At 73.2% G+C, this 14,092-nt stretch carries 11 protein-coding genes; 8 read left to right on the plus strand and 3 right to left on the minus strand.

Going from position 1 to position 14,092, the window contains the following annotated elements:
* The first annotated feature begins 209 nt into the window (after nucleotides 1-209).
* The 3 genes from AC4IJH_RS13175 (at nucleotide 210) to AC4IJH_RS13185 (ending at nucleotide 3,331) form a co-directional block, all read left to right on the plus strand.
* Nucleotides 210-872, plus strand: coding sequence for a small secreted protein (locus AC4IJH_RS13175; protein WP_490851824.1), 663 nt, complete (start codon nucleotides 210-212; stop codon nucleotides 870-872).
* Between the two features lie 118 nt (nucleotides 873-990).
* The gene (locus tag AC4IJH_RS13180; protein WP_490851825.1) at nucleotides 991-2,529 is read left to right on the plus strand and encodes a DUF7059 domain-containing protein; all 1,539 of its coding nucleotides are present in this window, start codon (nucleotides 991-993) and stop codon (nucleotides 2,527-2,529) included.
* A 394-nt stretch (nucleotides 2,530-2,923) separates the two neighbouring features.
* Entirely contained in the window at nucleotides 2,924-3,331 is a 408-nt protein-coding gene (locus AC4IJH_RS13185; protein ID WP_490851826.1) for a hypothetical protein, read from the plus strand.
* A 205-nt stretch (nucleotides 3,332-3,536) separates the two neighbouring features.
* Here AC4IJH_RS13185 and AC4IJH_RS13190 read toward each other — a convergent pair whose 3' ends face one another.
* Both AC4IJH_RS13190 and AC4IJH_RS13195 read right to left on the minus strand, forming a co-directional pair.
* Nucleotides 3,537-3,965 (minus strand): DUF2752 domain-containing protein, encoded by a 429-nt coding sequence (locus tag AC4IJH_RS13190; RefSeq protein ID WP_490851827.1) that lies wholly within the window; start codon nucleotides 3,963-3,965, stop codon nucleotides 3,537-3,539.
* Entirely contained in the window at nucleotides 3,962-4,144 is a 183-nt protein-coding gene (locus AC4IJH_RS13195; RefSeq protein ID WP_490851828.1) for a hypothetical protein, read from the minus strand. Before AC4IJH_RS13195 ends, AC4IJH_RS13190 begins: the two co-directional genes overlap by 4 nt.
* Nucleotides 4,145-4,624: 480 nt before the next feature.
* On the opposite strand from AC4IJH_RS13195, the gene topA reads away from it, so the two are divergent.
* The 4 genes from topA (at nucleotide 4,625) to AC4IJH_RS13215 (ending at nucleotide 12,226) form a co-directional block, all read left to right on the plus strand.
* The gene (topA, locus tag AC4IJH_RS13200; protein WP_490851829.1) at nucleotides 4,625-7,480 is read left to right on the plus strand and encodes a type I DNA topoisomerase; all 2,856 of its coding nucleotides are present in this window, start codon (nucleotides 4,625-4,627) and stop codon (nucleotides 7,478-7,480) included.
* 14 nt (nucleotides 7,481-7,494) lie between these two features.
* On the plus strand, nucleotides 7,495-7,758 hold the full coding sequence (locus AC4IJH_RS13205; protein ID WP_490851830.1) for a hypothetical protein: 264 nt from the start codon (nucleotides 7,495-7,497) through the stop codon (nucleotides 7,756-7,758).
* A 67-nt stretch (nucleotides 7,759-7,825) separates the two neighbouring features.
* Nucleotides 7,826-11,251 carry a dTMP kinase gene (gene tmk / locus AC4IJH_RS13210; RefSeq protein WP_490851831.1) on the plus strand — a complete coding sequence of 1,142 codons (3,426 nt, stop codon included), beginning with the start codon at nucleotides 7,826-7,828 and terminating at the stop codon, nucleotides 11,249-11,251.
* A 138-nt stretch (nucleotides 11,252-11,389) separates the two neighbouring features.
* Complete coding sequence (locus AC4IJH_RS13215; protein ID WP_490851832.1) at nucleotides 11,390-12,226, plus strand: L,D-transpeptidase; 837 nt, start codon at nucleotides 11,390-11,392, stop codon at nucleotides 12,224-12,226.
* 17 nt (nucleotides 12,227-12,243) lie between these two features.
* Here the strand turns inward: AC4IJH_RS13215 and AC4IJH_RS13220 are convergent, their stop codons facing one another.
* Nucleotides 12,244-13,206 carry a choice-of-anchor P family protein gene (locus tag AC4IJH_RS13220; RefSeq protein WP_490851833.1) on the minus strand — a complete coding sequence of 321 codons (963 nt, stop codon included), beginning with the start codon at nucleotides 13,204-13,206 and terminating at the stop codon, nucleotides 12,244-12,246.
* A 233-nt stretch (nucleotides 13,207-13,439) separates the two neighbouring features.
* Between AC4IJH_RS13220 and AC4IJH_RS13225 the strand changes: the two genes are divergently transcribed.
* Nucleotides 13,440-14,092 (plus strand): DNA polymerase III subunit delta' (locus AC4IJH_RS13225; RefSeq protein ID WP_490851834.1); only part of this gene is annotated, 653 nt, incomplete at its 3' end.

Below are 14,092 nucleotides of genomic sequence, written 5' to 3' on the forward strand. Positions count from 1 at the left end.
GCGGCCCCGCAGCATCCAACGGGCGGGTGGACGGCGCATCTTGAGAGCGCCGTCCACCCGCTTTTTGTCTCGTACGGGCCCTGCATTGGTCTCGTCCAAGGCTTGGTGCAAATGGCTGCAATGCGGGTCGTACAGGAAGCTCGACTCGTGGTCAAGGGCCCTCAGGCGTGTATGTTCCGGGGCCGAGAGCCATGGAAGGGACCAATCCGGTGAACAAGAAGCTAGTGGCCGCACTGTCCGGCGGTGCGGCGCTTGTGCTCACGCTGACCGGTTGCAGCAGCGACGACGACAGCGGCAAGAAGCTCGACGACTGGGCCGCCACCTACTGCAAGTCGGCGAACGCCTCGTACGACCTGAGCCAGGGGGCGGACAAGGAGCTGGAAGAGGCCAACGACCACATCAAGGACCGGCCTCGGGTCAAGGAGCTGTACGTCAAGGCGTTCGGGAACCTCGCCAACGCCTCGCGCGGGCTGGCCAAGTCCCTCAAGGACTCGGGCCCGCCGCCGGTCGACGACGGCCAGCAGCGCGAGGACGCCGCGGTCAAGGAGCTCAACGACAACGCGAAGTTCTACGACGACCTCAAGGCCCAGGCCGAGAAGCTGGACCCGGGCAATCTGTCGAAGTTCGCCGAGCAGATCGTGACCCTGAGCAACTCGCTGAAGGGGCAGGGCGAGAAGCGCTCCGCCGCTCTGAAGAAGTTCCAGGAGGGCGAGGTCGGCAAGGCGATGGCCAAGCAGCCCGGCTGCCAGGTGGACAAGGGCTCGGGCTCGCCGAAGGCCGACGACAAGGCCGACCCCAAGGCTGATCCCAAGGCCGGCGACAAGGCCGACGACAAGCAGGAGAAGCAGGAGAAGGCGGACGCCGGGCAGTAAGCGGCAGCTGCCCGCCGCCGCGCGCCAGGCGCGGCCCGACACGGCCCGGTGCCCCGTCCGCAACGGACGCGGCACCGGGCCGTCGCCGTTTGCCGGTGCCAGCCCCGACAATGGGGGCGTGAGTACGCACCTCCCCACCGCTGACGTCCGCGACCCCGACTCCGCCGCCCGTACGGCCCGGCTGCGCCAGGCGCTGCAGTCCGCCGCCTTCACCGCCGACGGCCTGCTGGACCTGCTCGGCGCGCCCGCCTATGCGGCGCTCGCCCGCAGCGAGACCGTGCCCGCGCTGCGCGCGACCCGCGGCCAGAGCCCGCTGGAGACGCTGGTGCGGCTGTTCCTGCTCCAGCACGCGGTGCCCTACGAGCGGGCGCGGGCCGCGCTGTCGGTGGAGGACTGCCTGGCCGACGGCTGGCTCGTCAGGGACGGCGATCAGGTACGGGCGAGCGTGGACGTGCGCCCGTACGGCGGGCCCGACGGGCAGGACTGGTGGGTGGTCTCCGACCTGGGCTGCGCGGTCGGCGGCGCGGGCGGGATCGCCGGCGGCCGGTCCGGGGCGGACCGCTCGCAACTGGTGCTGGGCGTGGGCGGGGCGTCCACGACGCTCGCCGGGATCACCGTGCGCAGGCCCGTGGGCAGCGCGCTGGACCTGGGGACGGGCTCCGGCATCCAGGCGCTGCACGCCGCCCAGCACGCCACCCGCGTGGTGGCCACCGACCTCAATGCGCGGGCGCTGCGCATCGCGGCCCTGACGCTGGCCCTGTCGGGGGCGCCCGAGGCGGACCTGCGCGAGGGCTCCCTCTTCGAGCCGGTGGACCAGGAGCGCTTCGACCTGATCGTCTCCAACCCGCCGTTCGTGATCTCGCCCGGCGCGCGGCTGACGTACCGGGACGGCGGGATGGGCGGCGACGACCTGTGCCGCACCCTGGTGCAGCAGAGCGCGGACCGGCTCAACGACGGCGGGTACGCCCAGTTCCTGGCCAACTGGCAGCACGTCGAGGGCGAGGACTGGCACGAGCGGCTGCGCTCGTGGGTACCGCGCGGCTGTGACGCCTGGGTCGTACAGCGCGAGGTGCAGGACGTCGCGCAGTACGCCGAGCTGTGGCTGCGCGACGGCGGGGACCACCGCAGCGACCCGCAGGAGTACGCCGCCCGCTACGACGCGTGGCTGGAGGAGTTCGAGGCCCGCAAGACCAAGGGCGTCGGCTTCGGCTGGATCACCCTGCGCAAGTCGGGCGCGGACCGCCCCTCCCTGACGGTCGAGGAGTGGCCGCACCCGGTCGAGCAGCCGCTGGGCGAGGCGGTCCTCGCCCACTTCGACCGCCAGGACTACCTGCGGGCCACCGACGACGCCGCGCTGCTGGCCGGGCACTTCCAGCTGGCGCGGGAGGTGGTCCAGGAGCAGGTCGGGATGCCGGGCGCGGAGGACCCCGAGCACGTGGTGCTGCGGCAGAACAGGGGCATGCGCAGGGCGACGAAGGTGGACACGGTCGGCGCCGGGTTCGCCGGGGTGTGCGACGGCTCGCTGCCGGCCGGGCGGATCCTGGACGCGATCGCCCAACTGGTGGGCGAGGACCCGGTGTTGCTGCGGGACCGCACTCCGGAGGCGATCCGGCTGCTGGTGGAGCAGGGCTTCCTGGACCCGGTCGTACGGGGCTGAGGCGGGCGGAGCGCCGGTGAGGTGAGCGGCGCGGGGCGGGGCCAAGTGGGCACCGTTCAGACGCCGTTCGCCCCTTGCGCGTGGCCTTCGTGCTGTCCGGCCGGGGGTGTGCGGACACGGGAGTGCGTACGGATCCGGAATCCGTACGGATCCGGTCGTTACGGCAGGCGCAACAGGGGGCACACGGAACCTATGAGCCGCATGGGCCACAGCCATCACCCCGGCAGCCCCAGGGGGCACAGCCGTAACGCTGTGTCCCAACTGGCGCCGGTCCGCTCCCCGTTCGCGTGCGCACCGGGGGAAAAACGTGCCGCACGGTCAGGCAACCAACGCGCTGATTTCACCGTGTACCTCATTGAAGGCCAATAACAGGCCCGAAAGGGAGGAACACGTAATGAACCGTGCATACCGCCTTGCCGCCGCCGGTGTCCTCAGTGCCGCGCTCGTCGCCGGTACCGCGGCCGCCGCCGTCGCCGCTCCGGCCGCCCCGTCCGCCCACGCCGCCCCGGCCGCCGCCAAGGCCCCGCAGAAGGCCTCGATCACCGCCAAGGCGAGCGTGTCCTCGGTCAAGGCATGGCAGGAGTTCCGCGTCTCGGGCACCTCCACCGGCCTGAAGGCGGGCACCAAGGTCACCCTCCAGCAGAAGCAGGGCAAGAAGTGGGTCTCGCTGCCCGCGAGCGTGCCGGTCAACAAGACCGGCGCGTACTCCCTGCGCGTCAAGCTCGGCATCAAGGGCAAGAACGAGCTGCGGATAGCCGGGGGCGGTGTGGTCTCCCCGGTGGTCACGGTCACGGTGCGCTGACCGGGCGCCGTGTGCCCGGCGAAGACCGCGCGGAAGTGATCTCCGCGCCCTGAACGGCATGTCTGTGTGCCGGGCCGTCCTCCGGCGGGGGCGGCCCGGCGGCGTTTTTCGGCCAGTGGGCTCCGGCCGCCGTACGGCGCTCGTCCCGCCGCCGTCCGTCAGGCGCTCCATGGCCGCTGCCCCGGCGCGGCCCGGCCCTGCGGACTCAGCCGACCAGATTGCGTACGACGGCCCAGCCGACGGCCAGGCCCAGCACGGCGAGCCCCGCGCGGCGCCCGAGCCGGGGGCGCCAGCGGCGTCCGTGCCACCCCGCGTACAGCCAGCGTGCGGCCAGCGCCACGGCGGCCGGTACGCCGAGCACCAGCAGCGCGGCGTTGTCGTGGAAGGCCGCGACGACGTCGCCGTGCAGCAGGTCGTACAGCAGGCGGGTGAGGCCGCACGCCGGGCACAGCAGGCCGGTCAGCCAGTTGAAGGGGCAGCGCGGCAGCAGCTGCCCCGGCTGGTGCGGATCGGTGTGCCACAGATAGGCGGCACCGGCCGCGCCGAGGGCGGCGAACAGGGCGGCGCGGCGCAGCACGGCGGCCCGGCCGATGGGGCGCCTGACCGGGGCGCCGGGCGGGGGCGGGGCGGTCACCCGCTCAGCGGCCGTACGCGGCGGCGTGCCCGGTCCGCGGCGTGCCGGGCCTGGTCCGGGGCGTGTGCAGGGGAGCGGAGCGCGTACGGGGCGGGGCGGCGGCTGTCCGGATTGCGCCCCTGGGCCGTGCGGCGCCCGCCGGGCTCGTGCGGCGGGCCGCAGGGATTCTGCTCGGGCATCGCTGGTGCACTCCCCCAAGATCGCTGGCCGGTGACGGCGGCGCGCCGGGCGCGGGGCCAGGAGGCTGCGACGGCCGGCCGGGGGCGCCTGCGCCGCGCCGTGTGGTCCATGACCATCCTGCCAGCCGCCGCCGACGCCGCGGCACGACGGCATACGCGCGGGCCCCGGTCCCTGACGTGACGGTCTGCGCCGGTCCGTGCCTGAGGGCGGGCGGGTCTGGGCATGAGTTACGGGGACGGGTGCGATCGGTGCGCGGCCTTCCCGCGGGCGCGGGCACGGGCGGCGGAGGGCCACGTGCGGCCCGGGCGGCATGAAGGCATGTAGTCGGGTTACCGTTCGAGTGGCGTTGCGGGGTTTTTCCGTTTGACACGGGGGCGGGAGGTACCGTCACACTCCGCAGCGTCAAGCGTCACCGCAGTGCCCGCCCCCTTGGCCCGAGGCCGGGGGTTCCCCAGCGTCGACCGGAGAGAAGAGCGAAGTTGTCCCCGACCAGCGAGACCGCACAGGGCGGCGGCCGCCGACTCGTCATCGTCGAGTCGCCTGCCAAGGCGAAGACGATCAAGGGCTACCTCGGCCCTGGCTACGTGGTCGAAGCGAGCGTCGGGCACATCCGCGACCTCCCCAACGGCGCGGCGGAGGTCCCCGCGAAGTACAAGGGCGAGCCCTGGGCCCGTCTCGGTGTGAACGTCGACGCCGACTTCCAGCCGATCTACGTGGTCAACAGCGACAAAAAGGACCAGGTCAAGAAGCTCAAGGAGCTGCTGGCCGAGTCCGACGAACTCTTCCTCGCCACCGATGAGGACCGCGAGGGCGAGGCGATCGCCTGGCACCTCCAGGAGATCCTCAAGCCCAAGGTCCCCGTCCACCGCATGGTCTTCCACGAGATCACCAAGGACGCGATCCGCGAGGCCGTCGCCAACCCCCGCGAGCTGAACCAGAAGCTGGTCGACGCCCAGGAGACCCGCCGCATCCTCGACCGCCTCTACGGCTACGAGGTCTCGCCGGTCCTGTGGAAGAAGGTCATGCCGCGGCTGTCGGCCGGCCGCGTGCAGTCGGTGGCCACCCGCCTGGTCGTCGAGCGCGAGCGCGAGCGGATCGCGTTCCGCTCCGCCGAGTACTGGGACCTGACCGGCACCTTCGCCACCGGCCGCGCCGGTGACTCCTCCGACCCCTCGACGCTGACGGCCCGGCTGGCCACCGTGGACGGCCGCCGTATCGCGCAGGGCCGCGACTTCGGCTCCAACGGCAAGCTCAAGAACGACGTCCTGCACCTGGACGAGGCGAACGCCCGCGCGCTGGCCGCCGCCCTGGAGAACACCGACTTCGCCGTGCGCTCGGTGGAGTCCAAGCCCTACCGCCGCTCCCCGTACGCCCCCTTCCGTACGACCACCCTCCAGCAGGAGGCCAGCCGCAAGCTGGGATTCGGCGCCAAGGCGACCATGCAGGTGGCCCAGAAGCTGTACGAGAACGGCTTCATCACCTATATGCGTACGGACTCCACGACCCTGTCGGACACCGCGATCAGCGCGGCCCGCGCCCAGGTCACCCAGCTGTACGGCGCCGACTACCTGCCGGACAAGCCCCGCTCGTACGCGGGGAAGGTCAAGAACGCCCAGGAGGCGCACGAGGCCATCCGCCCGTCGGGTGATCGTTTCCGCACCCCCGCCGAGACCGGCCTGAGCGGCGACCAGTTCAAGCTGTACGAGCTGATCTGGAAGCGGACCGTCGCCTCTCAGATGAAGGACGCGGTCGGCAACTCCGTCACCGTCAAGATCGGCGGCAGGGCGGCCGACGGCCGGGACGCGGAGTTCAGCGCGTCCGGCAAGACCATCACCTTCCACGGCTTCATGAAGGCCTATGTGGAAGGCGCGGACGACCCCAACGCCGAGCTGGACGACCGCGAGCGGCGGCTGCCGCAGGTCGCCCAGGGCGACGCGCTCTCCGCCCGCGAGATGTCGGTGGACGGGCACGCCACCAAGCCGCCCGCCCGCTACACCGAGGCCACCTTGGTCAAGGAGCTCGAAGAGCGCGAGATCGGCCGCCCCTCGACGTACGCCTCGATCATCGGCACGATCCTGGACCGCGGCTACGTCTTCAAGAAGGGCACCGCGCTCGTCCCGTCCTTCCTGTCCTTCGCCGTGGTCAACCTGCTGGAGAAGCACTTCGGGCGGCTGGTCGACTACGACTTCACCGCCAAGATGGAGGACGACCTCGACGCCATCGCGCGCGGCGAGGCCCAGTCCGTGCCGTGGCTGCGCCGCTTCTACTTCGGCGAGGGCGGCAGCGACGGAAGCGCCGCCGGCGCCGCCGATGCCGGCAACGGCGACGGCGACCACCTCGGCGGCCTGAAGGAGCTGGTCACCGACCTCGGCGCGATCGACGCCCGGGAGATCTCCTCCTTCCCCGTCGGCGACGGCATCATGCTGCGGGTGGGCCGCTACGGCCCCTACGTCGAGCGCGGCGAGAAGGACTCCGAGGGCCACCAGCGCGCCGATGTGCCCGAGGACCTGGCGCCGGACGAGCTGACGGTGGAGTACGCCGAGGAGCTGCTGGCCAAGCCGAGCGGCGACTTCGAGCTGGGCATGGACCCGGTCAGCGGCAACCAGATCGTGGCCAAGGACGGCCGCTACGGCCCCTACGTCACCGAGATCCTGCCCGAGGGCACGCCCAAGACCGGCAAGAACGCCGTCAAGCCGCGCACCGCCTCGCTGTTCAAGTCGATGTCCCTGGACACCGTCACCCTCGATGACGCGCTGAAGCTGATGTCGCTGCCGCGGGTGGTCGGCAAGGACGCCGAGGGCGTGGAGATCACCGCGCAGAACGGCCGCTACGGCCCGTACCTGAAGAAGGGCACGGACTCGCGCTCCTTGGAGAGCGAGGACCAGATCTTCAACATCACCCTGGACGAGGCCCTCGCCATCTACGCCCAGCCCAAGCAGCGCGGGCGGGCCGCGGCCAAGCCGCCGCTGAAGGAGCTGGGCGCCGACCCGGTCAGCGGGAAGCCGGTGGTGGTCAAGGACGGCCGCTTCGGCCCGTACGTCACCGACGGCGAGACCAACGCCACGCTGCGCCGGGACGACGACGTGGAGACGATCACGCCGGAGCGCGGCTTCGAGCTGCTGGCGGAGAAGCGCGCCAAGGGGCCGGCGAAGAAGAAGACGGCGGCCAAGAAGACGACCGCCAAGAAGGCCCCGGCCAAGAAGACCGCCACGAAGAAGGCGACGGCCACCAAGACGGCTACCAAGACGGCCGCGAAGAAGACCACCGCCAAGAAGACGGCGGCGAAGAAGACGACGGCGAAGAAGGCGGCCGCGGCCAAGCCGGCCGAGGACTGAGCGGAGGGGGCACGGTGGGGTACCGCGTCACGTACACCGTCGAGGCGAAGGCCACGGCGGACGCCATGCCGGCGGAGCGGCGGGAGCTTCTCGAGCGCGGGCTGGCCAAGCTCGCTCTCGACCCGTATCACAAGGCCAGCAGCCACGTCGGCGTGCACGAGGACGACCGCAAGGCCCAAGTGGCGCCCGGGCTGCTCATCGAGTACGTGGTCGCCCACGGCCTGCTCGTCATCGTCGTGATCGAGATCTTCGACGAGGTGCTGCTGGTCGGCGACTGACGCCTCGGGTCGCCCGTACGTTCGGGTGAGGCCGTGGGGTCCGGGCCGAGGCCGATAGGCTGGCAGGATGACGCGTACCGAGCAGCCAACGGTCGTGACCCCCACATCCGGCGCCCTGGCCGCGGACTCCCGCGAGCGCGCCGTGCGAGCCCTGCTCCGCTTCCCCCCACTGAAGCGGTTGTGGAGTGCGCAGTTCGTCAGCGGTATCGGTGATGCCCTCGCACTGCTGGTGCTCGTACTGCTCGCACTCCAGGCGGCGCTGTACGTTCCCGCGGGCGGCGAGGCCGTCTTCGGCGGCGGATACAGGGGCGCGGCTTTCGCCATCACCACCGTTTTCGCTGCCCGGATGCTGGCCACGCTGCTGTTCGGGGCCGTACTCCTGGGCCCGCTGTCCGCGCTGACCGCGCCCGGGGGCACCCTGGACCGGCGCTGGACCATGATCGGCGCGGACGGGGTGCGGCTCGCGCTGCTCGTCGTCGCCCCGCTGTGGATCGACTGGACCCCCCGCAGCGCGCTGGCGTGGCTGGTGGTCACCGCCTTCGTGGCCGGGGTCGCCGAGCGCTGCTGGACCGTGGCGCGGGAGAGCGCCGCGCCCGGACTGCTGCCCGCCCCGCCCCCGGAGGGCGCGGCCATACGGCCCCTTCCGGACAACCTCGACGCGCTGCGGCGCCTCTCGCTGCGCACCACCTTCGTCTCGCTGCCCGTCGCGGCCGCGGCGCTGATCGTGGTCACCCTCTTCGGGAATGTGCTGGGCTCGGGCATCGAGTGGTTCCACGATCACCAGGCCGCGCTCGGCTCCTATGTCGCCTCCGGCCTGTTCGCCGCGTCGATCTCCGTCCTGTACTTCCTCCAGCTGCCCGCCGTGCAGACGCCGCGCCCGCGCTCCCCCCTGGAGGGGATGCGCCGCCCGAAGGCGGGTTCGGGCGTGGACAAGGGGCGCACCGGCGCGGTGCCGCTGCTGGTGCTGGCCTGTGCCGCGGTCGCCGCCGCGATCGCCGCGGCCTTCGCGGTGGCGGTGCTGCACGCCGCCGACCTGGGCGGTGGCCCGGTCGGCTTCTCCCTGCTCGTACTGGCCCTGAGCGGCGGTCCCGTGGTGGGCATCCGCAGGGCGGGCACGATCCTTCCCGCGCTGTCCCGGCGCCGGCTGCTGGCGCTGTCCGTGGCCGTCACGGGCCTGGCGCTGCTGGGCGTGGGCCTGGTGCCCGACCCGACGACGGTGCTGCTGCTGGCGCTGCTGGCCGGGGTGTCCGCGGGTGTCGCGGCCAACACCGGGCACACGCTCCTGGACCAGGAGACCGAGGAGTTCCGTACGGCCCGTACGACCGAGCATCTGCACGCGGTCGTACGCCTGGCGGTCGCGCTGGCCGTGATCGTCGCGCCGCTGCTGGCCGCGGCGATCGGCCCGCACCACGTGGGCGAGGGCAAGTTCGTGCTGGACCACGGCGGCGCCGCCTACACCCTCATGCTGGTGGGCGCGCTGCTGCTGCCGGTGGCCGCCTGGGTGCTGGGCAAGGTGGACGACCGGCAGGGCGTGCCGCTGCGGCGCGACCTGCGCGAGGCGCTGCGCGGCGGCGAGCCGGCGCAGGCACCGGCCCCGACCGGGTTCTTCATCGCCCTGGAGGGCGGCGACGGCGCGGGCAAGTCCACGCAGGTCGAGGCGCTGGCGGAGTGGATCCGCGGCAAGGGCCACGAGGTCGTGGTGACCCGCGAGCCGGGCGCCACCGCCATCGGCAAGCGGCTGCGCTCGATCATCCTGGACGTGTCCACCACGGGCCTGTCCGACCGCGCCGAGGCGCTGATGTTCGCCGCCGACCGCGCCGATCACGTCAACAGCGTGATCCGGCCCGCGCTGGAGCGCGGCGCCGTCGTGATCACCGACCGCTACATCGACTCCTCGGTGGCCTACCAGGGCGCGGGCCGCAACCTCGCCCCCACCGAGATCGCCCGGATCTCGCGCTGGGCGACCGACGGCCTGGTGCCGCATCTGACGGTGCTGCTGGACGTCTCCCCGGAGACCGCCCGCGAGCGCTTCACCGAGGCACCGGACCGTATGGAGTCCGAGCCGGCCGAGTTCCACCAGCGGGTGCGCGCGGGCTTCTTGACGCTGGCCGCCGCCGACCCCACGCGCTATCTGGTCGTGGACGCCGGGCAGGAGCCGCAGGCCGTCACCACCGTCGTACGCCACCGCCTGGACCAGGTCCTGCCGCTGTCCGAAGCGGAGATCAAGGCCCGCGAGGAGGCCCGTAAGGCCGCCGAGGAAGAGGCGCGGCGCAAGGCCGAGGAAGAGGCCGCGCGCAAGGCCGAGGAGGAGCGCCTGGAGCGCGAGCGCCAGGAGCAGCTGGCCAAGCTGCGCGCCGAGGAGGAAGAGCGCAAGCGCCGCGAGATCGAGGCCGCCAAGGCCCGCGAGGCCGCCCGCCAGGCCGAGGAGGCCCGCAAGCGCGCCGAGGAGGCCCGCAAGGCGGCCGAGGAGGAGCGCAAGCGGCGCGAGGCCGAGGAGAAGGCCAGGGCCGCGGAAGAAGAGCGGCGGCGCCGGCAGGCCGAGGAGGAGGCGCGGCTGCGCGCCGAGGCCGAGGAGCGCCGCAAGGAGAAGCAGCGCAAGGCCGAGGAGGCCCTGCTGCGGGCCGAACAGGCCCGGCTGGCGGCGGCCCGCGAGGCCGCGGCCGCGGCGGCGGGCCCCGAGACCGCCACGGCGGCGCAGGAACTCCCCACGCGCAAGCCGGTCCTGGGGACGGGCGGGCGCAGCCAGCCCGGCCCGCGTCCGGCCGCCGCGCCGGAGTCGGAGTCGGAGGAGACGGCGGTCCTGCCGCAGCCCGGTGCGCAGGGTGATCAGGCGCGCGGGGCGGCGGACGAGACCGCGGTGCTGCCTCCGGTACGCGACGCGGGCAGCGGTGACGAGACGGCGGTGCTGCCTCCCGTACGGGCGGTGGGCAGCGGCGACGAGACCGAGGTGCTGCCGCAGCCCGGAGCGGGGAGTGGGCCGGCGGACCAGGACCGGGCCGGGCAGTCGGCGCAGGCCGGCCGGCGGGCCGGTGGTGCGGACGCCGAGGAGACCACGGTGCTGCCGCCCGTACGCGAGGCGGGGGCGGCGGACGAGACCGAGGTGCTGCCTCCCGTACGGCCCGAGGGCCCGGCGGCGTGGCCCGAGGCCGGCCGCGGGGCCGACTCCCGTACGGCGGGGGCGGCGTGGGAGGCCAAGGCCTCCCGGCACAGCGACCCGGCCGACCGGGTGCCGCCGTGGGTGTTCCGCCCGGAGCCGGACGGTCGGGAGGCGCCGCAGCGGCCCGCGGAGTCGAGCGCCGAGCGCACCCGTGAACTGCCGCAGATCGACCCGGACACCGGCCGTCCCGTCGAGCCGCCGCAGCGCAACCGCCCCCGCCCGGACTGGGCGGAGGAGACCCCGCTGGACGATCTGCCGACGCTCGCCGACGAGCTGCTGGGCCCGCGCGAGGGCGAGGAGCCGGAGGACCGCAAGGGCAGGCGGCGCGGGCGGTAGGGGCGCCCGGCCGGCACATCACCGTTGGCCCGTTCGCCGCGCTCGGCGCGCGGGCGGCGGTGCTCGCGCCGTACGACTGGTGCTGACAGGTCCATGGATCCTGCGGGTCCATGGATCCATCCGGCACCAGGAGGAGAGATGAGCGCGTCTGCGCGCAGGAGCGGGCGGCGGCGGGCGGCGGCCGTGGTGCCGCTGGCGGTGGCCACGCTGGTGGGCACGGGGCACATAACGGCGGCGGCCGCGCCCACGGGACCGCCGGGCCTGCACGGCCCTGAGGGCAAGGAGTTGCCGTGCACCGCGCGGACCGGCCCCTACCAGTGGCAGCTGGAGGCCGCGCTCGGGCTCCCCAGGGACGGCAGGCAGTCACCGGCCGACTGCGCCGCCATCCGCACACTGCAGCGGCAGCTGAAGGTGAGCCCCGCCGACGGCCGGGCGACGCTGGCGACGTACCGCCTGCTGCTGGTGCGCGAGGCGGGCCGCAACCCCAACGCGCTCGGCCGCTGCCCGGTCAAGGGTTTCCGGGTGACCTGCGTGGACCTCGACCGGCAGATCCTGTGGGCGCAGAGCGGCAAGCGGATCGTCTTCCCGCCGGTGCCCATCCGTACGGGCCGCGACGGGCTGGAGACCCGGCGCGGCTGGCACCGGGTCTACAAGCGGCAGGAGCGGTTCTTCTCCACGGTCTACGACAACGCGCCGATGCCGTACTCGCAGTTCTTCAACCTGGGCCAGGCGATCCACGGGACGCACAAGGACCTCTTCGCGTCGGGCTCCGGCGGCTGCGTGAACATGAACGTCGCGGACGCCGAGCGGCTGTACTGGCTGCTGGACGTCAACGACCTGATCTATGTGTGGGGCACCAAGCCGGGCACCGGCTCCGGCTACCGGGTGCCCCAGCGGCCGCCCGTCGTGCCGGGGCCCGTGCCGCACGGGAAGCGCCCGGCCGCTGCCCGGCCGGGCGCCGTGTCAGCGGGCTGAGCGCGCCGCGCGCCCGCTCACTTGCCCTTCTTGGTCTTCTCGCCCTTGGCCAGATAGAGGACGACGTCGCGCACCAGGTGCTGTTCGTCCAGGGTCTGTACGGCGGAGCAGCGCGCGGCCCCGGTGGGCATCACATAGCCCTCGGGTACGTCGGTGATGCACACGATGTACGTCCCCAGGGGCAGCGGCTTGAAGGCGCACTGGCCGCCGGGGCCGGTGGCGCAGTCCGTGGGCAGCAGCCGCTTGGAGCTCTGCACGGTGGTGACCGTCGCGGGGACCGGCTTCTTGGTCTTGATGTCCTTGACCGTGGCGTTGATGGCGCCGGTGGGGGCGGGGGTACCGGCCTGGCAGGTGGCCGAGCCCAGGATGAGGTCGCCGTCCAGGACGCCGCCCAGGTCGCCGCCGAGGGTGATGTGGAGGGCGTTGACGGTCAGGGTGTTGCCGTCCTTGATCTGCTCGTTGACCACGGCCTTGCCCAGGCCGTTGGGGAGCGTGACGGCGGTGTTGGGCGCGGTCGAGGCGCCGAGGTCGGCGGTGGCCGATCCGGCCTTGAAGGACGCGCCCGCGACCGAGACCTTGCCCGTGGGGGGCTTGCCGGGCTGCGCGGCGCAGGTGGCGCTGACCGCTCCGGTGGTGAGCGTGGCCAGCTTGTTCAGGTTCAGGCTGATCGAGCCGAGCTTGCCGGTGGAGGTGGCGGCGCCGGTCGTCTTGTTGCCGGACGAGGCACTGGACACCCCTGTCGCGCTGCCGGTGTCGCCGACCTTCACGCTCGCGACCGAGGCGCTGGGGGGACCGGCGGGGAAGGCCGAGCGGGCCTGCTTGGCCAGGGAGATGGGGCCGAGGTTCGCGGAGATGCCGTACGCGGAGCTGATGGGGGACTTGGCGGCATACGCGGCACCGGCCGCCTGCGCGGGGAGGGCCGCGGCCAGTGCCGCGGCGGTGATCGCGCCGGTGACCAGGCGCAAGGTGCGATGGAGCATGGCGTTTCAGTCCTGTCTGCGTGGTGCGGCATCCACGTCCCAATGCCGTTTTGCGCAAAACATTCCATGTGAAGAGTCCGTGAAGGGGATGCCCGGCGTAGAGATATCGGAGGTTCGCTCGAACAGCGGAGCTGTCAGTGGCATCGGCGACAATGGGTTTCGCTCGGTGGACAGGGCGCAGGTGCGGCTCGCGATCGAGGGCCGATGAGCGGGAAGAGGGAGGCGGCGCGGCGATGGCGGTGTGGGACGACCTGGTCGGTCAGGACCGGGTGACGGAGCAGCTGGCCGCTGCGGCGCGCGACGCGGACGCCCTGGTCACGGCCGAGCAGCCGGGGCCGGACGGCGGCGGTGCCGAGGCGCTCGGCGCCTCGAAGATGACGCACGCCTGGCTGTTCACCGGCCCGCCCGGCTCGGGACGATCCACCGCGGCGCGTGCCTTCGCCGCGGCCCTGCAGTGCGTCAGCCCCGACCGCGCGCTCGGCGGCGCCCCCGGCTGCGGCTTCTGCGACGGCTGTCACACGACCATGGTCGGCACCCACGCCGACGTCACGATCGTGCGTACGGACCTGCTGTCCATCGGCGTGAAGGAGACCCGTGAGCTGGTGCGCAGCGCCTCCATGTCCCCGGCCGGCGGGCGCTGGCAGGTGATCGTGCTGGAGGACGCCGACCGCCTCACCGAGGGCGCGGGCAACGTCCTGCTCAAGGCCGTCGAGGAGCCCGCGCCGCGCACGGTCTGGCTGCTGTGCGCGCCCTCCATCGAGGACGTGCTGCCCACCATCCGCTCGCGCTGCCGCCACCTGACGCTGCGTACGCCGCCGGTCGCCGCGGTGGCCGACGTCCTGGTGCGCCGCGACGGCATCGAGCCCGCCGCCGCGGGGGGGGGCGC

This window comes from Streptomyces sp. UF-297, from assembly GCF_058245575.1.

Excerpts from the sequence above, each read along its gene's own strand:
- AC4IJH_RS13185 (WP_490851826.1), top strand. The coding sequence starts at position 2,924 with ATGAACCGTGCATACCGCCTTGCCGCCGCCGGTGTCCTCAGTGCCGCG.
- AC4IJH_RS13215 (WP_490851832.1), top strand. The coding sequence starts at position 11,390 with ATGAGCGCGTCTGCGCGCAGGAGCGGGCGGCGGCGGGCGGCGGCCGTG.
- AC4IJH_RS13220 (WP_490851833.1), bottom strand. The coding sequence starts at position 13,206 with ATGCTCCATCGCACCTTGCGCCTGGTCACCGGCGCGATCACCGCCGCG.
- tmk (WP_490851831.1), top strand. The coding sequence starts at position 7,826 with ATGACGCGTACCGAGCAGCCAACGGTCGTGACCCCCACATCCGGCGCC.
- AC4IJH_RS13195 (WP_490851828.1), bottom strand. The coding sequence starts at position 4,144 with ATGCCCGAGCAGAATCCCTGCGGCCCGCCGCACGAGCCCGGCGGGCGC.